This window comes from Brucella daejeonensis, assembly GCF_014199265.1.
Lineage (GTDB): Bacteria > Pseudomonadota > Alphaproteobacteria > Rhizobiales > Rhizobiaceae > Brucella > Brucella daejeonensis.
The window spans coordinates 86,632-106,805 of the sequence record NZ_JACIJG010000012.1 but is presented as its reverse complement, the minus strand read 5'-3'; the positions used below and the strand labels follow the sequence as shown (position 1 = coordinate 106,805).

Here is a 20,174-nt window from a genome sequence, read left to right as displayed (position 1 = left end):
CAACAGGCGCATGGATGTATTCCAATTTGGTATCCCAAAATGGAATACAATACAATCCGCAGGGAACGACATGAGCGCCACCCAATCCGCCGCCGGGGATGAAACCGCCGGCATGAGCGATGCAGAAAGCCACGAACGCTACTGGAAGCAGAACCTCGCCATCTGCCTTATCGGCTCTTTCACCACGCTCATCGCCATGTCGCTGCTGCTGCCTTTCCTGCCGCTTTATGTGGAACAGCTCGGCGTCACCGATCACGCGGCCATCGTGCAATGGTCCGGCATCGCCTATGGCGCGACCTTTCTTGCCGCCGCCTTCGTCGCGCCGCTCTGGGGCAGGCTCGGCGACCGCTACGGGCGCAAGCTCATGCTGATCCGCGCAAGCTTCGGCATGGCCGTCGCCATGTCGCTGATCGGCATGGTGACGAGTGTCTGGCAATTGGTGGCGCTGCGGCTTTTCGTCGGCATCGCGGGCGGCTATTCGTCCGGCTCGATGATCCTCGTCGCCACGCAGACACCGAAGGACAAGACCGGCTGGGCGCTGGGCGCGCTTTCGGCAGGCATCATGGCGGGCAATCTGGCCGGCCCGCTTCTGGGCGGCGCGCTGCCGCCGCTGATCGGCATCCGCGCCACTTTCTGGCTTGCGGGCGGCGTGATCTTCCTCACCTTTCTGGCCACGACCTTCCTGATCCGCGAGGAGCGCAAGCCGCCGAAGCCAACCAGGGAGCAGAAGGCGGAATCCATCTGGGCTGCCATCCCCGACAGGAAGCCGGTAATCGCCATGCTGGTAACGGGCATGTTGCTGCTCTTCGCCAATATGTCCATCGAACCGATCCTCACCGTCTATGTCATGCAGTTGATGGACGACCAGAGCAGGGTGACGCTGATTTCCGGCGTGGTGATGGCGGCTGCGGCGCTCGGCAGCATCCTGTCGTCGTCCCGGCTCGGCCGGCTTGCCGACCGCATCGGCCACACCCGTGTCGTCATCGTGGCGCTGGCGGCTTCCAGCGCCCTTCTGATCCCGCAGGCCTTCGTAACCGAGGCCTGGCAGTTGATCGGCCTGCGCTTCCTGATGGGGCTGGCGCTCGGCGGGCTGCTGCCCTGCATCACGAGCGTCATCCGGCACAATGTGCCCGACCGTGTGGCGGGCGGTGTGCTCGGGCTTTCCGTCTCGGCGCAATATGTCGGACAGGTCGCCGGACCGGTCGCGGGCGGCTTCGTCGGCGGACATTTCGGAATGCGCGCCGTCTTCCTCGGCACATGCCTGATCATGGCCGTGGGCGCGGTTTATAACTGGGCCATTACCCGCAACATCCGCGGCTAGATCGAATAGCCGCCATCGATGCTGAGCGCGGTGCCCGTGACCATCGAGGCCGCATCGGAAGCGAGCCAGAGTGCCGCCTCGGCCACGTCTTCCGGGGTGGAGAAACGGTCGAGCGGAATGGTCGCCTTCAGGCCCTCGCGCGCTTCGGGCGTATCTTCGGGCAGGAACAGCGCCAGCCCCTCGCCGCCGCTTTCCGCCGGGCAGATGCAGTTCACGCGGATGTTCTTTTCTGCCAGTTCCAGCGCCATCGCCCTGGTGGCGCTGACGATCCAGCCCTTCGATGCGCTGTACCAGACGAGTCCCTTGCGCGGACGCAGCGCGGTTGCCGATGCGGTGTTGATGATGACGCCGCCGCCCTGATGCTCCATGATCGGCACGACGATCTGCGTCGAATAATAAAGCGCCTTCATGTTCACGGCCGCGATCAGATCGAAATTGTGCTCGTCCACCTCGGTCAGCGGCATGTTGCGATGCGTGAAGCCCGCATTGTTGACCATGATGTCGATGCGCCCGAACTGCTCGAAGGCGGCGCGCGCCACGCGCTCCATATCGTCCTTCCGCGAAACGTCGGCCTGCACGGCAAGACCGTTCGCGCCCATTTCGGCCAGTTCGTCCTCGACATATTTCACATTCACATCGGCGAGAACGACCCTGGCGCCCTCGGCCGCAAAAAGGCGCGCCATGCCTGAACCGAACCCCGAACCGGCGCCGGTGATGATTGCGACCTTGTCCTGCAGCCTTTTCATGTCATTCTCCTTTGGCAGAACCGGGATACCCTCCAACTTGGCCAAATCACTTGAATCCAAATTGTTTGTTCCAATATGGCCCTAAGATGAACATGTCATGTATGCGCAAGCGATTAATCCGTCAATTATGGCAGGCAACCTTCAAATTAACGCGAATGCGGCATTGCGACGGTTGAATTTAAATCGATTAGATAATAGACAGGACCTGCGCTAAAATCGCATCCTGCCCCAAGACGCCCTGATTTGCGCAAGAAGAGAAGAGAGCGATAGATGACCAGCCAGACAATTCCGGTAGAGCCTTTCGACTGCATCGTGTTCGGCGGCTCGGGCGACCTTGCGGAACGCAAGCTCATTCCGGCACTGTATCAGCGTCAGCGTGCGGGCCAGCTCACCGACCCCACGCGCATCATCGGCGCTTCGCGCAGCCAGATGACCGATGATGAATACCGCCAGTTTGCGCGCGCCGCCATCCATGAGCACGTCAAGTCCACGGAAGTGGACGAAGCGGAAGTGGAGAAGTTTCTCGCCCGCCTGCGCTACATCGCCGTCGATGCCAAATCCGAGGAAGGCTGGGATGCGCTCAAGACGCTGATCGGCAAGAAGCCGGAAAAGATCCGCGCCTTTTATCTCGCTGTCAGCCCATCGCTTTTCGGCGATATCGCCACGCGCCTGAAGGCGCACGGCCTCATCACGCGCGACACGCGCATCATCGTGGAAAAGCCCATCGGCCGCGATCTGGAATCGGCCATGGTGCTGAACGACACGCTGGGCAGCGTGTTCCGCGAAGACCAGATTTTCCGCATCGACCACTATCTCGGCAAGGAAACGGTGCAGAACCTGATGGCGCTGCGCTTTGCCAATGCGCTCTATGAGCCGTTGTGGAATTCCGCCCATATCGACCATGTGCAGATCACGGTTGCCGAATCCGTCGGCCTTGAAGGGCGCGCCGGTTACTACAACACGGCGGGCGCATTGCGCGACATGGTGCAGAACCACATTCTCCAGCTTCTCTGCCTCGTCGCCATGGAGCCGCCTTCCTCGCTGGACGCCGATGCGGTGCACGATGAAAAGGTCAAGGTGCTGCGCTCGCTGAACCCCATTACCGCAGCCAATGTGGAGGAACTGACCGTGCGCGGCCAGTATCGCGCGGGCGCTTCGGCAGGCGGTCCGGTCAAGGGCTATCTGGAAGATCTCGAAAGCGATACCAGCAATACCGAAACCTTCGTGGCGCTGAAGGCGGAGATCGCCAACTGGCGCTGGGCGGGCGTGCCTTTCTATCTGCGCACCGGCAAGCGCCTCGCCACCCGCGTTTCGGAAATCGTCGTCACCTTCAAACCGATCCCGCATTCGATTTTCGGAGAAGGAGCGGGCAAGGTCCATGCCAATCAGCTCGTCATCCGCCTCCAGCCCGACGAAGGCGTCAAGCAGTGGCTGATGATCAAGGACCCGGGTCCGGGCGGTATGCGCCTGCGCCACGTTCCGCTGGACATGAGCTTTGCCGAATCCTTCGACGAGCGGAACCCGGACGCTTATGAACGCCTCATCATGGATGTCGTTCGCGGCAACCAGACGCTGTTCATGCGCCGCGACGAAGTGGAAGCCGCATGGCAATGGGTCGATCCGATCCTGCAGGGATGGGACGAGAACGGCCAGCCCGTGCAGGGCTACACCGCCGGAACCTGGGGACCATCATCGTCCATCGCGCTCATCGAACGCGACGGCCGCACCTGGCACGAAACGCTATGAGCATGTCTCCCGAAAGTGGAAACCGGTTTTGGGATAAAGACATGCTTGAAAACGAATATTTGAAGCATGTCGTTGGAAAGGAATGGCATGAGCATCGAACGGCATGATTTCACCAGCGGATCGGAACTGGCGCAGGCGCTTTCCGAATCCATTGCGAACAAGCTCAATGCCGCCATTGCCGAGCGGGGACAGGCGACGCTCGCCGTCTCCGGTGGCACCACGCCGCTCAGGCTGTTCGAGGTGCTGTCGCGCAAGATGATCGACTGGAATGCCGTGACGATCACGCTGGTGGACGAGCGTTTCGTGCCCGTCGAGAACGAGCGCTCCAACGAAAAGCTGGTGCGCGAGCATCTTTTGCGCGATCATGCGGGCGTGGCCAGGTTCGTCGGCCTTTACAATCCGGCGGCGACGGTCGAAACGGCGGCGCTTGCCGCCGCCAGCCGCATCGATGCGTTACGCCGTCCTTTTGACGTGGTGGTGCTTGGCATGGGCAATGACGGTCATACCGCCTCCTTCTTCCCCGATGCCGACCGGCTCGATCAGGCGATCGACCCGGCAACACGCGCGCTCGTCCTGCCGATCCATGCCGAAGGCGCCGGTGAAAAGCGCCTGACGCTGACCCTGCCGCTCATCGCCGGGGCGGAAATGGTGGTGCTGCATATCGAGGGCGCGGCCAAGCAGGCAACGCTCGAAAAGGCACTTTCCGGCGACGACGAAAATGAAATGCCCGTGCGCGCCGTGTTCCACCATGCCCGCGCCCCTATCCAGCTCTACTGGACGAGTTAAAACCCATTCAGGCCGGATTGGCCGACACAGGTGATACCCATGCCCATGCAGTCCGCTCATAAACGCATACAGGAAATCACCGAGCGCATCCGCGAACGCTCCAAACCGACCCGCGAGGCCTATCTCGGGCGGGTTCGCGAGGCCGCTTCAAAGAAGCCGAAACGCGCCGTTCTGGGCTGCGCCAATCTCGCCCATGGCTTTGCCGCCTGCGGTCCGCACGACAAGGCGGCGCTGACGGGCGACGAAGTGCCGAACCTCGGCATCATCACCGCCTATAACGACATGCTGTCGGCCCACCAGCCCTTCGAAACCTTCCCGGCGCTCATCAGGCAGGCCGCGCGCGAGGCGGGCGGCGTGGCGCAGGTGGCAGGCGGCGTGCCCGCCATGTGCGACGGCGTCACACAAGGCTTTGCCGGCATGGAGCTTTCGCTGTTCTCGCGCGAAGTGATCGCCATGGCGACCGCTGTCGGCCTGTCGCACGATATGTTCGATGCCGCCCTCTATCTCGGCGTCTGCGACAAGATCGTGCCCGGCCTCATCACCGGCGCGCTGACCTTCGGCCATCTGCCCGCAGTCTTCGTGCCCGCCGGTCCGATGACCAGCGGTCTTCCCAATGACGAAAAGGCCAAAACGCGCCAGCTTTATGCCGAAGGCAAGGTCGGCCGCGCCGAATTGCTGGAATCGGAGTCGAAATCCTATCACGGCCCCGGCACCTGCACCTTCTACGGCACGGCCAATTCCAACCAGATGCTGATGGAAATCATGGGCCTGCATCTGCCGGGCGCATCCTTCATCAATCCGGGCACGCCGCTGCGCGACGCCCTGACCCGCGAAGCCGCCAGGCGCGCGCTGGCCATCACCGCACTCGGCAACGAATATACGCCGGTCGGCGAGATGCTGGACGAGCGGTCCTTCGTCAACGGCGTCGTGGGGCTCAACGCCACCGGCGGCTCGACCAATCACACCATTCACCTGATCGCCATGGCAGCCAGCGCCGGTATCAAGCTGACATGGCACGATATTTCGGAAATTTCGGATGTGGTGCCGCTTCTGGCCCGCGTCTATCCGAACGGTCTGGCCGATGTGAACCATTTCCACGCTGCGGGCGGCATGGGCTTTCTGATCCGCGAACTGCTTGACGGCGGCATCCTGCATGAAGATGTCCGTACCGTCTGGGGCGAAGGTCTGCGGCCTTACGCCATCGAGCCGAAGCTCGGTCCCGACGGCACGGTCGTGCGCGAACCGGTGCCGGAAAAGAGCGGCGACGAGAAGGTTCTCGCCAAGATTCATTCACCGTTCCAGCCAACCGGCGGCCTCAAGGTCCTGACCGGCAATATCGGCAATGCCATCATCAAGGTTTCCGCCGTGAAGCCGGAGCGCCATGTCATCGAAGCGCCTGCGAAGGTCTTCAACGATCAGGCGGAAATGCAGGCCGCGTTCAAGGCGGGCGACCTTTCCGGCGATTTCGTCGCCGTGGTGCGCTATCAGGGTCCGAAAGCCAACGGGATGCCGGAACTGCACAAGCTGATGACCGTTCTCGGCATATTGCAGGATCGCGGCCAGCGTGTCGCGCTCGTCACCGACGGGCGTCTGTCGGGGGCATCGGGCAAGGTGCCCTCCGCCATTCACGTCACGCCGGAAGCGCTCGACGGCGGCGTCATCGGAAAAATCCGCAACGGCGATGTTATCCGCCTCGACGCCGTCAATGGTACGCTGGAAATTTTGGTCAGCCAGGCGGCGCTCGACGCCCGGCTGGAAGACCGTCCCGACCTTTCCGGCAACGAGCACGGTGTCGGACGCGAATTGTTCCGCGCCTTCCGCCAGATCGCCGGACGGGCCGACGAGGGCGCTTCGGTGTTCTGAAACGACCCGAAATGAATTAAGGCAAAACAGCGATTTGCGCTGTTTTGCCTCTCAAATCATGCCAATCGACACGAAACAGCGCAAAAAGCGCTGTTCAATTGTGTCAAAAAACGGGCTTTTTTGCGCCAACACTGCGGCAAGCCGCGGTAAGCGTGTTGGCCATCAGCATGGCAATGGTCATCGGACCGACGCCGCCGGGAACCGGCGTGATCGCTCCCGCAACCTTTTCGGCTTCCGTAAAATCGACATCGCCGACCAGTCTGGTCTTGCCCTCGCCCTTTTCGGGGGCCGGAATACGGTTGATGCCGACATCGATCACGGTCGCGCCGGGCTTGACCCAGTCGCCCTTGACCATCTGCGGACGTCCGACAGCCGCCACCAGAATATCCGCCGTGCGGGCAATCGCGGGCAGGTCCTTCGTGCGGCTATGCGCCACCGTCACAGTCGCGTTGGCGGCGAGCAGAAGGTTGAACATCGGCTTGCCGACGATGTTGGAACGCCCGATCACCACTGCGTTGAGACCCGACAGATCGCGTCCGTGCACGCGGTCGATCATGATCATCGCACCGGCTGGCGTGCAGGGAACGAAGGCCGTTTCGATCTCGCCGGTGCCGAGCTTTCCGACATTGATGAAATGAAAACCGTCCACGTCCTTGTCCGGCGAAATGGTCTGGATCACGCGGCCTGAATCGATATGTCCGGGCAGCGGCAACTGCACCAGGATGCCGTGGATGGCGGGATCGCTGTTGAGGCTCTCGATGAGGTCGAGAAGTTCCTGCTCCGATGCGGTTTCCGGCAGATCGTGCTGCACGGAATGGAAGCCGCATTCCTTGGCCTTGCGGCTTTTGGAAGCCACGTAAACCTGGCTCGCCGGATCTTCGCCGACGATCACCACGGCAATGCCCGGAACCACGCCGGTCGCGGCCACCAGCTTTTCGGTTTCGGTCTTCACCGTGGAAACCACATCCTCGGCGAGCTTCTTGCCATCAATCAATTGAGCCATAGCGAGCGCTCCGTTCTTTCGCGATATCGGGCCTGAGTGTCAGGAATTGCGTGTCTGGAATTGCGTGTCTGGGAGATACACGACATCCTTTCCATACACATGCCCATAAGCGTCATGAAGTCCGATGACAATTGGCGAATGCGCGACAATGCAGGATTTTATGAAATTCCAGAACTGAAAGGCCGCCCATCCGCCTCAAGCCCAAGCTCAAACTCGGGCACGATGCGAACGCGCATCCTCAAGCGCGCGCCCGAGCGCCTCGTTTTCCGCCACCGGATTCATGCGGCCATGTTCCGCTTCCCAGCGGGCATTGGCCTCGCGAATAACCGTGGCAAGCCGCGTTTCGCCATAGGGTTCAAGAACCTCTTCCGGCTCCATCTCGGTCCTGTCGAACGCGTCCCTGCTCCTGCCGGCCAGCGCCATGGACAGAAGGCCGAGCAGAAAACCGGCCAGCAGGGAGAGGCTTATCGTTGCGGGCGCGGGAAGCCCGCTCGGGTTCGGCTCCGCGACCGCTGGCGTCACGATCCGCACCGTTGCACCGGAGCCGGATGCGCCGGACGAGCCAGTTTCGCCGCGCGCCGCGCGCATCTGCAAATCTTCCAGCAGCGCCTGCTTCGCCGCCGCGTCGCGTTCCAGCGTCAGGAGGCGGTTTCTGTCGTCCCCCGTGGCGGGCGCCGTGCCGGATCCGGCCATGGCGGCAGCGGCCTTCTGCTCGCGCTCGACCGCATTTTTGAGGTCGGCCTGCAAGGCGCTGCGCTGGCCGGAGATTTCGGCGTCGATCTCCGCAGCGATCTTCTTTGCCTCAGCACCCTGCCCCGCAGCGCCATAACGTTCCACCAGCGCGCCAAGCGGTCCCGACCGCATGTTTTCCGGCACGCCATCGCGTACAAGACTGTCGGCGGTCGCCCCGTTCAGGGCATTGGCCTCCGCAGCGATGCGCCCGGTTTCGGCCTTCGCATAGGCGAACTCCCGTTCGAGCGCGGCCCTGTCTTCATCATCGCCGAAATCGCGGCTGGCGCGAAAGGCCGTCGCGGCCTGCCGGGCAGCTTGCGCATCTGCTTCAAGCGCCTGCAAGCGAGACGGAAGATCGCCCTGCGCGGCATCCGAAGCGGCGCCATGCAGATGGGCGCGGAAGGACTGCGCAACAGCGGTGGCCAGCAAGGCCGCCGTTGCGGGCCTGTCCGCCGTCGCCTCGACATTCACCGTTCCACTGTCGAGCGCCTGACTGAAATCGAGACGCTGGCGCAGCAATTGCGCAGGCGACATATCCGGCCGCGCAAGACCGAAGCGCGTCCTCAAGCTTTCCGGCAGCATCCAGATCAGTCGAACGCGCAACTCTTCCAACAGGGGCGGAGCGCCAAGATCGGCCACGGTTTGAACCCGCGCCATGCGCGCGGCGCGCGTGAGCACGGCATCGGAAGCGACCTCGCTGCGCCTTTCAGGCGGGAAGACCTGCATGGAAGCCGTGGCGCTATATTGAGGCGGGGCCAGAAAAGCGTAAGTGACGCCGAAAATGCCGCCAAGCAGCGTGAAACCGACGAGAAGCCCCCAGCGCCGCCTGCGGCGTGTTTGTTGCGGCGGTGACGGCGATGGTGAAGGCGGGGAAGGCTCAGTCTTTGCGGGTTCCGCCTCTTCCGGCAGAATGCGGAGATTGTCTTGCAGGGCGTCCCGGACGGCATCCATCCGGTTTTGCATGTCGGCTTTCGGATCGGTCGCGCCGCTTGTCTCCGCCTCGAGCAATTCCTGCTTGCGTCGCAGCAGTTCAGCGCGGCGTTTGTGATGCTCGCGTTCCTCGTCATCTTCGGCAGGCGAAGGGAAACGGGCAGGCTCGAGAAATTCCGGCGCATAGGCCAGAAGCGGGCGCGCATTCGCATGTCTGCCCTCTCCGTCCCGTTCAACCATTGCTCCGTCCCGCTTTTCGCCCTTGGTCACTGATCTGGATTTATCATGGCAGATAAATCGTTAAAATTGCAATTCCCCATGATGATTCATGGAGATAAATCAATGGGAGATATTCAGGAGGCCGCCTGTGAGCACCGAAACGGAACAGTCGATCGATCCGGACAGGCTCAGCGCCATTGTCCGCTTCATCCAGAATGCGGAACGGCTGAAAAGCACGCTTCGCTCCGGCTACACGTCGCAGGGCAGGCCGGAAAGCACAGCGGAACATAGTTGGCGACTCTGTCTTCTAGTCACACTTTTCGACCGCGAACTTGGCGATTGCGACCGGCTGCGGCTGATCAAGATGTGCATCGTCCACGATCTCGGCGAGGCGATTTCGGGCGATGTTCCGGCCATCCACCAGACGGCTGGCGACGGCCGCGCCATGCGCGAAAAAGCCGACCTCCTGAAACTGTGCGAGCCGCTGCCGGACGATCTGCGCGCCGAGATCATGGACCTCTGGACCGATTATAACGAGGGCGCTTCGACCGAAGCGATCTTCGCCAAGGGGTTCGACAAGCTCGAAACGATGATGCAGCACAATATCGGAAGCAATCCGCCCGACTTCGATTATGCCTTCAATCTGGGTTATGGCGTGAAACAGACCGCGCGCCATCCGCTGCTGCGGCAGTTCCGCGATCTGGTGGACGCGGAAACGCGTCGCAGGACGGAGGAAAGATAGGCTCAGCCCAGCGTCGCGAAGTGCCGCAAGGTAAAGGTGATCTCGTAGAAGAGGGCCAGCGTGGCAAAAACCGCATGGTAGCGCCGGTTGTCCCAGAAAGCCGCGACGAGGCTGAACAGGACGAAGCCGACAATCTGGACCGGATATTCAATGCCGTAGAACCGATAGTGATCGGCTCCTTTCAGCAGCGTATCGACGACATCCACCACATGGACCAGCGCCAGAATGCCGAAAAACCACCTGCGCCGCGAAATGAAATAATCGCGATAGCCGGTATATTCTTCCATGCTGTCGGGAAAGAGCAGCGTGGAAAGCAGGAAATAGAGCCCGGCATAAAAGATCACGAACAGATATTTTTCGAATGTCCATTGCGGGATGGTCCGCAGGCCGAATTCGAACCACCAGAAATGAATGACCGAAAGCAGGACGAAACCCACCCACGCCAGATGGACGGGATAGATCTTCTGCTTGCCCGGATGCTGGATGAAGCGCGCAAGCCCCGTCAGAAGCCGGGAAATGCAAAGGCCGAGGATCATGCCGATAATGATGCGGACATGGCCGAAAGCTTCGGCAGGCGGCACGCCCGTTGTCAAAGCCGGATCCATTCTTCCCCTCCGAAGCTTCACTCAAATTCGACCTATATTGGTCGATATCATTTGAGCGATCAATGACTTGCTCCCAAAATTCGACGATCCGAACCTATCGGTTTTTGGTTAAGCTTGCAGAGGGCGGCGAGGCAGGTCTATACCACCACGGACCCGATCCCAACGAAATCCAAAGGCGGAACAATCAATATGCATGACACGGTAATTCTGGTCGGTTGCGGCAATATGGGCTTTGCAATGCTCAAGGGCTGGCTCGACAGCGGCATCCTCAAGGCCGAAGACGTTCACGTCGTTGAACCCGCCGACACGCTTCGCGAACGGGCGGCAGGCGTCGGCGCGCACGTCCATGCCGATGCGGAAGCCCTGCCTGCCGATCTGAAACCACGCATGGTTCTGGTCGCCGTCAAGCCGCAGGTCATGTCGAAGGCCCTGCCGGCCTACAAGCGCTTCGTGCCCGCCGCCACTTTCGTCAGCGTTGCCGCCGGCATCCGGGTCGCCCTTTTCGAAAACCTGCTTGGTGAAGATGCCGCCGTGCTGCGCTGTATGCCGAATACACCGGCCGCGATCGGCAAGGGTATGCTGGTCACATACAGGAATGCCAATGTCACCGACGAGGATGAGGCCTTCATCGCCCGGCTTCTGGAAACCTCCGGCAAGGTTGCCAGCGTCAACGACGAGGCGCTGATGGATGTCGTGACCGCCGTTTCCGGGTCCGGCCCCGCCTATGTTTTCCATTTCATCGAAGCCCTGACCGATGCGGGCGAAAGCGCTGGCCTGCCGCGCGAGACCGCAGCGCTTCTGGCCATGCAGACGGTGATGGGCGCGGGCGCGCTTGCCGATGCCAGCACCGACAGCCCGTCCAAGCTGCGCGAACAGGTGACAAGCCCGAACGGCACGACGGCGGCAGCGCTTGAAGTGCTTATGGGCGGCGACCGCCTCAAGAAGCTGCTGGCCGAAGCCGTTGCAGCCGCGCACAAGCGTTCAGTAGAGCTTGGCAACGCTTAAAGCATGTCTCCCGAAAGGGAACCGGTTTCGGGATAAAGACATGCGTAAAAACAAAAGCTTAAAGCGTGTTGCCTGAATAAGATTGAACGCAACACGCTTTAGGCTTTCAATCTCGGCACGGCCTTGATCAGCGCCTTGCTGATCGGCGCTTGCGGTGCCGCGATCAATTCCCGCGCCGGGCGGCATTCGACAATCCGCCCGCGCTCCATTACCGCGATACGGTCGGCCATCTGCGCCGCCACGGCAAGGTCGTGCGTGATGAAAAGATAGGCCGTGTTTTCAGCTTTCTGTATATCCCGCAAAAGATCGAGAATTGCGCGGCGCACGGTGACATCGAGCGCCGAAACGGCCTCGTCCAGCACGACGAGCGACGGCGACGTCGCAAGCGCGCGGGCAATCGCCACGCGCTGGCGCTGCCCGCCGGAAATCTCGTGAACGCCGCGTTCTGCCAAGGCCGGATCGAGCCCGACCTTTTGCAGAAGTTCGCTTATGTCGCGCCTTATCCTGTGAATGCGCAGCGGTTCGTGCAGGAGATCGCGCAGGTTTGCCCGCGGGTTGAAGGCGGAAAGCGGGTCCTGAAACACCATCTGCATGTGCGCCCGGCGCTTGCGCAGCGCGCGGCCGGAAAGCGCCAGCCAGTCACCTCCGTCGAAGCGGATTGTGCCGCTTTCCAGCGGATGAAGCCGCAGGAGCGCGCGGGCCAGCGTGGACTTGCCGCTGCCCGAAGGCCCGACCAATGCCAGCGTCTCGCCGCGCTGGATGGCGAGGCTGACACCTTCCAGCGCCGGGTTGCGGCCATAACGGACCACAAGGTCCTGCGCCTGCAAAAGCGGTTCAGCCATGGGACGCCTCCAGCACCGGCACGGCGGCGATCAGCGCTTTCGTGTAGTCCGTTCGAGGGGCAGAAAGGATGGCGCGGGCCTGATCGGTTTCCAGAAGCGCGCCGTGCCGGAACACCGCGATGCGGTCGGCGAGGCCGGATGCCAGCGCGATGTCGTGGGTGATGAAGATGAGCGTCATGCCATCCTCACGCACCAGCCGTTGCAGGAGCGCCACGATCTCCTTCTGCACGATGGTATCGAGTGCACTCGTCGGCTCGTCGGCGATCAGCAGGCGCGGACCGGCGGCGATTGCCAGCGCAATGGCGATACGCTGCTTCTGCCCGCCGGAAAACTGGTGCGGATAGCGGTGAAAGCCCGTTGCCGGGTCCGGTATGTGCACACGCTCCAGAAGGACGAGCGCCCTGGCCTTCGCGCGCGGCCTGTCATAATTCCCGTGGGCGCGGATCGTTTCGGCCAACTGATCGCCGACCGTCATCAGCGGATCGAAACTCGACGCCGGGTCCTGAAACACGAAACCGATATCGCGGCCCGGCTTCGGCACACCCTGCGGCCAGTGAATAGCGCCTGAAACCCTCGCATTGGTAGGCAGAAGCGAGGCGAGAGCCAGCGCCAGCGTGCTTTTGCCCGAACCGCTTTCGCCAATCACGGCAAGGGTCTCGCCCGCAGCAATGTCCAGATCGATATTTTGCAGCGCCGGCGCGCCGCCATAGTTCACGGAGAGTTTTTCAAGGCGGGCAAGATTGCTCATGACCGCACCTCGCGCCGGGACATGGCATTGGTCAGCCCCTCGCCCGTCAGATAGACACCGACCACGGCGAGCGCCAGCGTCAGGCCCGGCAGGACCGAGAGCCAGGGCGCGGAGCGCAGCACCGCGCGCCCTTCGGCGATCATGCCGCCCCATGTCACCCGGTTGGGATCGCCGAGGCCGAGGAACGACAGCGCCGCTTCGATCAGGATCGCGGAAGCGACGATGACCGGCGCCAGCGCCAGCACCGGCGGCAGGGCATTGGGCAGGATCTGGCGGAAGGCGATTTCCATCGGATGCATTCCGATGACGCGGGCCGAGGCCACATAATCGCTTTCGCGGATGGAAAGCACCTGCCCCCGGGCAAGCCGCGCCGCCTGCGTCCAGCTTGAAAATGCAATCGCCGCGACCAGAACCGGCAGCGACGGCCCGGCAATGCTGACCAGCGCCAGCGCCAGCAGGAAACCCGGAACGGTCTGGAAGGCTTCGGTGATGCGCATCAGAACTTCATCAACGAGCCCGCCCGCAAAACCGGCCAGCGTACCGACGATGCTGCCAAGCACAATCGAGGCGAAAGCCGCCGCCAGACCCACCGCAAGCGAGGTGCGCGCACCATGAAAGAGCCCCGCCAGAACATCACGTCCGAGCCTGTCAGTACCGAAGATAAAATCCGTATTTTCAAAGGGCTTCAGCAACGGCGCCGAGACGATGCTCAAAGGGTCGCCGGGAAAGAAAAGCGGTGCGAAAAGCGCGGCCAGAACCAGAACCGCCAAAAGGGCCGTGCCTGCTACGGCTTCGCCTGTTCTGAAATAACGTTTCAGTCCGTTCATGTCCTGCCCCCGGTCGCAATACGCGGGTCGAGCCAGAGATAGACGAGATCGATCAGGAAATTGACCGCGATCACCATCACCGCACTTGCAATGATGACGCCGAGCAGAAGCGGCGTGTCGCGACTTGCCACGGCCTCCTGCGCCAGTCGCCCGAGGCCCGGCACGGCGAAGACGCTTTCGATCACCACGCTGCCGCCCAGCATGGAAGCCGCCTGCAGGCCCAGCACGGTCACAAGCGGCAGGAATGCGTTGCGCGCCACATGACGCAGGACGATGCGCCGACGCGCAATGCCCCGCGCCTGTAGGGCGCGCACGAAATCCATGCGCCATATATCGGCCATGGCGGCGCGCATCACCCGCAGGTAAAGCGCCAGATAGATCACCGCCAGCGACACGACGGGCAGGATCAGGTGCCGCGCAATATCGCCCGCCCGCGCCAGCCCCTGCTTGCCCGAGGCAATGGTTTCGATCCCGCTCGAAGGGAGAAAGCGCAGTTTGATCGAAAACAGGATGACCAGCACCAGCGCCAGCCAGAAACCGGGAATGGCGTAGAGGACAAGCGACGTGACGGAAAGAAAACGGTCGCGAAAACTGCCGGGCCTTGCGCTCGCAACGATACCGAGCAGCGAGCCTGCCGCAAAGGAAAGCGCCGTCGCCACCCCCATCAGCAGCAGCGTGTTGGGCAGGCGTTCCGTTATAACACCCAGTATGGGACGGTTGAAGCTGACGGACCAGCCGAGATTGCCCTGCGCCAGCGCGGCCATATAGGCGCCAAGCCTGTGCCAGACCGACTGGTCCAGCCCCCAGCGGGCACGCATTTCGGCAATCTGCCCCGCATCGCCGCCAAAGGTGACGGCATAGGCATCGACCGCGTCGCCCGGCGCGCTTTCCAGCATGAAGAAACATCCGACAACGACGATCAGCAGCACCGCGATGCTGCCGATCAAACGCTTTCGGAAAAGAATGAGAATCTGTGACACGACATAAGAATACAATTATTCAAGTGAGTTAGTCACTATTCCAGCCACGTATCCGCCCAATTGGAAACCGCCCAGCGCGGATTGTTCGAGACATTCTTCACGCGCGTGCTGGCGACCGTGATAAATCCCCATTCCGCAACATTGATCAGCGGCAGATCCGCCTCCACCATCCGCTGGAATTCGTGATAGAGCGCGGTCCGCTGCTTCTCGTCGATGGTACTTGCCGCCCTGGCGATCAACGCATCCAGTTCGGCATTGGCATAGCCGCCCTGATTGGAGAATGGCACGCCTGCCGGAATACCGCTTTCGACAAGGATTGTCGTCGAAATGGCCGGATCGCCGCGATAGACGGTCGGCGCGATTGCCAGATCGAAATCATGGTCCGTATAGACCGCCTTCTGGTGCGCGGCGGAATCGTTGTTGACGATGCGCGCATCGATCCCGATGGCGGCGAGCGCCTGCCGCAGATAGTCGCCAAACTGTTTCGTTTCGTTGAAATAGGGCGCGGGCAGAAGCCTGAGCGCAAAGCGCGTTCCATCCTTGCCGCGCTCATAGCCCGCCTCGTCCAGAAGCGCATTGGCTTTTGCCACATCGAACGGATAGAGGGGCACATCGCCGCTATGGAACTGACTGTCATAGCGCGGCACCGGGCCGGTCGAAGTCTTTGCATAACCGAGGAAAATCGTCTTCACCACGAAATCGCGATCGATGGCGTGGGCGATTGCCTGCCGGACCTTCAGGTCGGCCAGTTCCTTGCGGCGATGGTTGATCTCCACCACAAGCTGATAGGTCAGCGCCTCATATCCTTTGGAAATGACCTCAAGCCCCGGCACTTTCGAAACACGGTCGAGATCGGCAAGCGGCACGGCGGAAAAAGCTGCAAGATCGATTTCCTCGGCTTCCAGCGCTCCCGCCGCCGCAGCGCGATCCGGCAGGACGCGATAGACGATCTCGTCGAGATAAGGCTCACCTTCGCCCCAGTAATCGGTATTTTTCTCAAGGCGATAATATTCGCCCGTCTTGTGCCCGGCATATTTGAACGGGCCGGTGCCGACGAGCTTTTCATTGGCCGGATTGGCCATGATATCCGTCCCGGCAAATATATGTTTCGGCAACACCGCCGTCAGCGCGGGCAAGGCATTGCGGATGAGCTGGAACGGCGTCGACGCGGAAAAATGGAAGATTGCCGTATGCTCGTCCGGTGTTTCGACCTTTTCCAGCGCCTTGAACACGACCCGGCCAAGGTTTTGCAGCGGCTTCCAGACTTCCATGGCCGAAAAGGCTACATCGGCGGAAGTGAACGGCGTTCCGTCGTGCCATTTGACACCCTCGCGCAGACGGAACGTCGCCGTCAGCCCATCGCCGGAGCCTTCCCACCCCGTGGCGAGGCGGGGAACAAGACCGTTCTCGCCCTCGAAGGACGCCTCGGCCAGCGGCTCGATCACCTTGCTTGCCACGAAGAATACGCCGTTCGATGCGACGATAGCCGGATTGAGATTGCGCGGTTCCGAATCCGCCGCCACGACCAGCCGTCCGCCCTTTCGCGCCTCGTCAGCCGCTTCCGAACGCTGCGGCCAGACAGCAAAGGCAGCCAGCGAGGCAGTCCCCGCCAGAAAAAACCTGCGCGAAAGAACCAGTCGAGCCATATCCCTTCCCCGTGATCACGTTGCTGTTCGATGACTTCTATACCCGCCCCGCGCAAATGACAGGATCAAACCTGTCACCCGGACAATAAATATCGAAAATCCCTCTCTTTTTACGCGGTTGGCCATAAAGTCAAAACAACAGCTCAATCGTTCGCCAGCTTATTATCGAAGTAATTCGAGACAACGATTTGAATTGTTTTTTTCGAGAAAAACACATTTTGGAAAAATAACCCCTTGCCAAACAGCCCCTCCTTCGTAGATCATGGTTAATTATGTGCTGCCATATTTTGTAAATCTCTGTTTCAACGCGGCACGTCTGGAACATTTCCAGTAAAAGTAAAAACCGGCTTACCCCGGAAATGTGTAAAAACAAATAGATAGAGCGGCTCCATTTGAACGGAACTGCTCCAGCTTCAGAAGAGCAAAAATCCCCCCTGCTCTTTTTCAAATGCATTTGTGAATCCTGTTCGTCATTTCGATCGCAAATGCCCCGATAGCTGAATCCAGACAGAAGAGAGGAGACAGAAATGTCCAGTTTGCTGCCCCCGCTTCACGACGGTCATGCACCGATCTATCTCCATCACGCATTTCAGGATGCGGTCGATGCTTATGAAGGCTGGAGCCCGGAAACGGCTGAGCCGGTCGTGCGGATCAACGGCAAGGCCACTCGTATCAGCGTGGTCTTCCGCCGTCTGTGGAACTGCACCGACATGGTGCCGCGCCACACGCTCGAAGCATTGAAAGACATTGTTCCATGCGCTCTGACCTATCAGGGACAGTGGAAGGAAAACCCTACTTTCGCAGAAGCGGCCCGCCTGATGCGGGCTGCATGGGAAAAGCGCAAGGCGCAACTGCTCCCGGTCGCGCCCTGATCCTGTTTCAAAACGAAAACGGGCGGATGACCGCCCGTTTTTTTGTGCCTGCCAGACTATCTGAAGCGCGTTTCATACTTTTCGGGACGCATTCTGATATTCGGCGCGCGTCTTATTCCGAAAACCGGTTCCCACTTTTCGGGACGCGCTTTGATATTTGGCGCGCGTCTTATCCGAAAACCGGTTCCCACTTTTCGGGACGCGCTTTGATATTTGGCGCGCGTCTTATCCGAAAACCGGTTCCCACTTTTCGGGACGCGCTCTTAAACCGCGGGATCGAGCTTGCGGAAACGCACACGGGCGCTGCGCTCGATTGCCGCCACGGTCAGTTCGTCCAGCGTCCAGCGGTCGCGCAGCATCTGGAGAAATTCAAGCTCTTCCTGCTCGACATGCAGATCGGCTGCGGCCACCTCTACAGCCAGCGCATAGGCCGTATCGTAGAGCCGCTCTGGCAGTGAATCGTGGGCAATGTCGAGGATCTTTTCCAGACCGTCCTCATCGGCCAGCAGCGCGTAGCAATCGCTGGCGAGCTTGGGCAGGCGCTCCTTGTCGAAACCCTGAAAGACCGGCAGGCGCGAAACGACATTTCCGATGGACGACAGTTCCGCGTCGGTCATGGTCGTGTCTGCCGCCGACGTGGTGATCATGATGTAGACAAGCGCATCCTGCGGTGTGATCTTTTTCATCGGGCTACTCCTGTACAACATGATCGGAATCATCTTTTCCATTGGAATTGGCGGAAAATTAGGAAGCCTCACTCAGTTACGCAAGGAAATTCGGCGCTGACCGTTGACGGCACGGGGTTGCCGCGCCATAGAGCAGAAGCGCGCTTCCGCGCGGCGTTTTCAGAGAATAAAGCCCTTCACAGGATATCAGGAAAAAATCATGACTTCGCACCGCCTTCCCGAAATCACGCTGACCCCGGAACTGACCGAGGCGGCTGCGGTGGCGAAAGCATGGCCCTTTGAAGAAGCGAAAAAAATCCTCAAGCGCTATGAGAAGACCGGCCTGCCGGACACGGTGATCTTCGAGACCGGATATGGCCCGTCGGGCCTGCCGCATATCGGCACGTTCGGCGAAGTGGCGCGCACCTCCATGGTGCGCCATGCCTTCCGCATCCTGACCGGCGACAAGGTCAAGACGCGCCTGATCTGCTTTTCCGACGATCTCGACGGCATGCGCAAGATCCCGGACAATGTGCCGGACAAGGCAGCGCTCGAACCCTTCCTGCAAATGCCACTTTCCTCGGTGCCGAACCCGTTCGGCGGCGATTACAAGAGCTTTGCCGACCACAACAACGCCATGCTGTGCCGCTTCCTCGACACGTTCGGCTTCGACTACGAATTTGCGAGCGCGACCGAATATTACAAGTCCGGCAAGTTCGACGCCGTGCTACTGAGGGCCGTCGAACGCTATGACGACATCATGAAGGTGATGCTGCCGACGCTTGGCGAGGAGCGTCAGGCGACCTACAGTCCCTTCCTGCCGATCTCGCCGAAGTCGGGCCGCGTGCTCTACGTGCCGATGAAGAAGGTCGATGCCAAGGCAGGCACGATCACCTTCGATGACGAAGACGGCGTGGAAACCACCCTGTCGGTCACCGGCGGCAAGGTGAAGCTTCAGTGGAAGCCCGATTTCGGTATGCGCTGGGCAGCGCTTGGCGTCGATTTCGAAATGTTCGGCAAGGATCACCAGACCAATGCCGGCATCTATGACCGCATCTGCGAAATCCTCGGCGGTCGCGCGCCGGAACATTTCGTCTATGAACTGTTCCTCGACCAGATCGGCCAGAAGATTTCCAAGTCGAAAGGCAACGGCATTGCCATCGATGAATGGCTGGCCTATGCCCCGACGGAAAGCCTTGCGCTTTACAATTTCCAGAAGCCGAAGACCGCGAAGAAGCTTTATTTCGACGTAATCCCGAAGGCGGTGGACGAATATTTCACCTATCTTTCCGCTTATGAACGCCAGGAGTGGAAGGATCGACTGAACAATCCGGTCTGGCACATCCATTACGGCAACCCGCCAAAGGTCGATCTGCCGGTCACCTTCGCTCTGATGCTCAATCTGGTCAGTGCCTCGAACGCCGAAAATCCGGGTGTTCTCTGGGGCTTCATCTCGCGCCATGTGCCGGGCGTCACGCCTGAAAACAACCCGGAGCTGGACGCGCTCGTCGGCTATGCGATCCGTTACTTCAACGATTTCGTCAAGCCGACCAAGAAGTTCCGCGCCCCCGACGATGTCGAGCGCGCGGCGCTCGAAGCGCTCGACGCCAAGCTGGCAACGCTGCCCGAGGGCACCGACGGCAGCCACATCCAGAACGCCATTCTGGACGTTGCCCGCGCAATCGAGCGCTATCAGGATCACAACAAGAAAAGCCCGGAAGGCGGACCCGGCGTGTCGGTTTCCTTCTTCCAGATGCTCTATGAAGTGCTGATCGGTCAGGAACGCGGACCGCGCTTCGGCTCCTTCGTTGCGCTTTACGGCATCGACGAAACCCGCGCCCTGATCAAAAAGGCGCTGGCCGGCGAACTGGCCTGATCACCGACTGAAGTTGGAAA

Annotated in this window: 18 protein-coding genes; 8 read left to right on the top strand and 10 right to left on the bottom strand. The window is 60.9% G+C overall.

Translation table 11 applies throughout. From position 1 onward, the window contains the following. Positions 1-70: 70 nt before the first annotated feature. Entirely contained in the window at positions 71-1,321 is a 1,251-nt protein-coding gene (locus tag FHS76_RS15700; RefSeq protein ID WP_183654689.1) for a multidrug efflux MFS transporter, read from the top strand. Here the strand turns inward: FHS76_RS15700 and FHS76_RS15695 are convergent. After that, positions 1,318-2,067: an SDR family oxidoreductase gene (locus FHS76_RS15695; protein WP_183654686.1), complete on the bottom strand. Its 750-nt coding sequence runs from the start codon at positions 2,065-2,067 to the stop codon at positions 1,318-1,320. The genes FHS76_RS15700 and FHS76_RS15695 overlap by 4 nt on opposite strands. 270 nt (positions 2,068-2,337) lie before the next feature. On the opposite strand from FHS76_RS15695, the gene zwf reads away from it, so the two are divergent. The 3 genes from zwf (at position 2,338) to edd (ending at position 6,462) form a co-directional block, all read left to right on the top strand. After that, complete coding sequence (gene zwf, locus FHS76_RS15690; RefSeq protein ID WP_183654683.1) at positions 2,338-3,813, top strand: glucose-6-phosphate dehydrogenase; 1,476 nt, start codon at positions 2,338-2,340, stop codon at positions 3,811-3,813. Positions 3,814-3,900: 87 nt separating this feature from the next. Continuing rightward, entirely contained in the window at positions 3,901-4,599 is a 699-nt protein-coding gene (gene pgl / locus FHS76_RS15685; protein WP_183654680.1) for a 6-phosphogluconolactonase, read from the top strand. A gap of 39 nt (positions 4,600-4,638) precedes the next feature. Next, positions 4,639-6,462: a phosphogluconate dehydratase gene (edd, locus tag FHS76_RS15680; RefSeq protein ID WP_183654677.1), complete on the top strand. Its 1,824-nt coding sequence runs from the start codon at positions 4,639-4,641 to the stop codon at positions 6,460-6,462. Positions 6,463-6,565: 103 nt separating this feature from the next. Here edd and folD read toward each other — a convergent pair whose 3' ends face one another. Together folD and FHS76_RS15670 are read right to left on the bottom strand one after the other, a co-directional pair. Beyond that, positions 6,566-7,465 (bottom strand): bifunctional methylenetetrahydrofolate dehydrogenase/methenyltetrahydrofolate cyclohydrolase FolD, encoded by a 900-nt coding sequence (gene folD, locus FHS76_RS15675; protein WP_183654675.1) that lies wholly within the window; start codon positions 7,463-7,465, stop codon positions 6,566-6,568. Positions 7,466-7,672: 207 nt separating this feature from the next. Beyond that, positions 7,673-9,367, bottom strand: a complete 1,695-nt coding sequence (locus FHS76_RS15670) for a Wzz/FepE/Etk N-terminal domain-containing protein (RefSeq protein ID WP_183654673.1) — start codon at positions 9,365-9,367, stop codon at positions 7,673-7,675. A 127-nt stretch (positions 9,368-9,494) separates the two neighbouring features. Here FHS76_RS15670 and FHS76_RS15665 point away from each other — a divergent pair, with 127 nt between their 5' ends. After that, positions 9,495-10,088, top strand: coding sequence for an HD domain-containing protein (locus tag FHS76_RS15665; RefSeq protein ID WP_183654671.1), 594 nt, complete (start codon positions 9,495-9,497; stop codon positions 10,086-10,088). Between the two features lie 2 nt (positions 10,089-10,090). Here FHS76_RS15665 and FHS76_RS15660 read toward each other — a convergent pair whose 3' ends face one another. After that, a complete protein-coding gene (locus tag FHS76_RS15660; protein ID WP_183654670.1) occupies positions 10,091-10,693 on the bottom strand; it encodes a hypothetical protein in 603 nt (200 codons plus the stop codon). 189 nt (positions 10,694-10,882) lie between these two features. On the opposite strand from FHS76_RS15660, the gene proC reads away from it, so the two are divergent. Further along, positions 10,883-11,698: a pyrroline-5-carboxylate reductase gene (gene proC / locus FHS76_RS15655; protein ID WP_183654668.1), complete on the top strand. Its 816-nt coding sequence runs from the start codon at positions 10,883-10,885 to the stop codon at positions 11,696-11,698. Positions 11,699-11,796: 98 nt separating this feature from the next. Here proC and FHS76_RS15650 read toward each other — a convergent pair whose 3' ends face one another. The 5 genes from FHS76_RS15650 to FHS76_RS15630 are packed head-to-tail and all read right to left on the bottom strand — an operon-like array spanning position 11,797 to position 16,741. After that, positions 11,797-12,540: an ABC transporter ATP-binding protein gene (locus FHS76_RS15650; protein ID WP_183654666.1), complete on the bottom strand. Its 744-nt coding sequence runs from the start codon at positions 12,538-12,540 to the stop codon at positions 11,797-11,799. After that, positions 12,533-13,288, bottom strand: a complete 756-nt coding sequence (locus FHS76_RS15645; RefSeq protein WP_183654664.1) for an ATP-binding cassette domain-containing protein — start codon at positions 13,286-13,288, stop codon at positions 12,533-12,535. The genes FHS76_RS15650 and FHS76_RS15645 overlap by 8 nt, the downstream gene beginning before the upstream one ends. Continuing rightward, on the bottom strand, positions 13,285-14,115 hold the full coding sequence (locus FHS76_RS15640) for an ABC transporter permease (protein WP_183654662.1): 831 nt from the start codon (positions 14,113-14,115) through the stop codon (positions 13,285-13,287). The genes FHS76_RS15645 and FHS76_RS15640 overlap by 4 nt, the downstream gene beginning before the upstream one ends. Then, a complete protein-coding gene (locus FHS76_RS15635) occupies positions 14,112-15,095 on the bottom strand; it encodes an ABC transporter permease (protein ID WP_183654659.1) in 984 nt (327 codons plus the stop codon). Before FHS76_RS15635 ends, FHS76_RS15640 begins: the two co-directional genes overlap by 4 nt. A gap of 35 nt (positions 15,096-15,130) precedes the next feature. Further along, entirely contained in the window at positions 15,131-16,741 is a 1,611-nt protein-coding gene (locus FHS76_RS15630; protein WP_183654656.1) for an ABC transporter substrate-binding protein, read from the bottom strand. A 527-nt stretch (positions 16,742-17,268) separates the two neighbouring features. Here FHS76_RS15630 and FHS76_RS15625 point away from each other — a divergent pair. Then, on the top strand, positions 17,269-17,613 hold the full coding sequence (locus FHS76_RS15625) for a BRA0787 family protein (protein ID WP_183654654.1): 345 nt from the start codon (positions 17,269-17,271) through the stop codon (positions 17,611-17,613). A 263-nt stretch (positions 17,614-17,876) separates the two neighbouring features. Here FHS76_RS15625 and FHS76_RS15620 read toward each other — a convergent pair whose 3' ends face one another. Then, entirely contained in the window at positions 17,877-18,299 is a 423-nt protein-coding gene (locus FHS76_RS15620) for a tellurite resistance TerB family protein (protein WP_183654652.1), read from the bottom strand. A gap of 199 nt (positions 18,300-18,498) precedes the next feature. Here FHS76_RS15620 and FHS76_RS15615 point away from each other — a divergent pair, with 199 nt between their 5' ends. After that, a complete protein-coding gene (locus FHS76_RS15615) occupies positions 18,499-20,154 on the top strand; it encodes a lysine--tRNA ligase (RefSeq protein WP_183654650.1) in 1,656 nt (551 codons plus the stop codon). Positions 20,155-20,174: the final 20 nt, after the last annotated feature.

What these genes read in the sequence shown, in the direction of transcription:
- pgl (WP_183654680.1), top strand. Translation starts at nt 3,901, where the DNA reads ATGAGCATCGAACGGCATGATTTCACCAGCGGATCGGAACTGGCGCAG.
- FHS76_RS15630 (WP_183654656.1), bottom strand. Translation starts at nt 16,741, where the DNA reads ATGGCTCGACTGGTTCTTTCGCGCAGGTTTTTTCTGGCGGGGACTGCC.
- FHS76_RS15640 (WP_183654662.1), bottom strand. Translation starts at nt 14,115, where the DNA reads ATGAACGGACTGAAACGTTATTTCAGAACAGGCGAAGCCGTAGCAGGC.
- folD (WP_183654675.1), bottom strand. Translation starts at nt 7,465, where the DNA reads ATGGCTCAATTGATTGATGGCAAGAAGCTCGCCGAGGATGTGGTTTCC.
- FHS76_RS15615 (WP_183654650.1), top strand. Translation starts at nt 18,499, where the DNA reads ATGACTTCGCACCGCCTTCCCGAAATCACGCTGACCCCGGAACTGACC.
- proC (WP_183654668.1), top strand. Translation starts at nt 10,883, where the DNA reads ATGCATGACACGGTAATTCTGGTCGGTTGCGGCAATATGGGCTTTGCA.
- FHS76_RS15625 (WP_183654654.1), top strand. Translation starts at nt 17,269, where the DNA reads ATGTCCAGTTTGCTGCCCCCGCTTCACGACGGTCATGCACCGATCTAT.
- FHS76_RS15670 (WP_183654673.1), bottom strand. Translation starts at nt 9,367, where the DNA reads ATGGTTGAACGGGACGGAGAGGGCAGACATGCGAATGCGCGCCCGCTT.
- FHS76_RS15645 (WP_183654664.1), bottom strand. Translation starts at nt 13,288, where the DNA reads ATGAGCAATCTTGCCCGCCTTGAAAAACTCTCCGTGAACTATGGCGGC.
- FHS76_RS15660 (WP_183654670.1), bottom strand. Translation starts at nt 10,693, where the DNA reads ATGGATCCGGCTTTGACAACGGGCGTGCCGCCTGCCGAAGCTTTCGGC.
- edd (WP_183654677.1), top strand. Translation starts at nt 4,639, where the DNA reads ATGCCCATGCAGTCCGCTCATAAACGCATACAGGAAATCACCGAGCGC.
- FHS76_RS15700 (WP_183654689.1), top strand. Translation starts at nt 71, where the DNA reads ATGAGCGCCACCCAATCCGCCGCCGGGGATGAAACCGCCGGCATGAGC.
- FHS76_RS15650 (WP_183654666.1), bottom strand. Translation starts at nt 12,540, where the DNA reads ATGGCTGAACCGCTTTTGCAGGCGCAGGACCTTGTGGTCCGTTATGGC.
- zwf (WP_183654683.1), top strand. Translation starts at nt 2,338, where the DNA reads ATGACCAGCCAGACAATTCCGGTAGAGCCTTTCGACTGCATCGTGTTC.
- FHS76_RS15695 (WP_183654686.1), bottom strand. Translation starts at nt 2,067, where the DNA reads ATGAAAAGGCTGCAGGACAAGGTCGCAATCATCACCGGCGCCGGTTCG.
- FHS76_RS15620 (WP_183654652.1), bottom strand. Translation starts at nt 18,299, where the DNA reads ATGAAAAAGATCACACCGCAGGATGCGCTTGTCTACATCATGATCACC.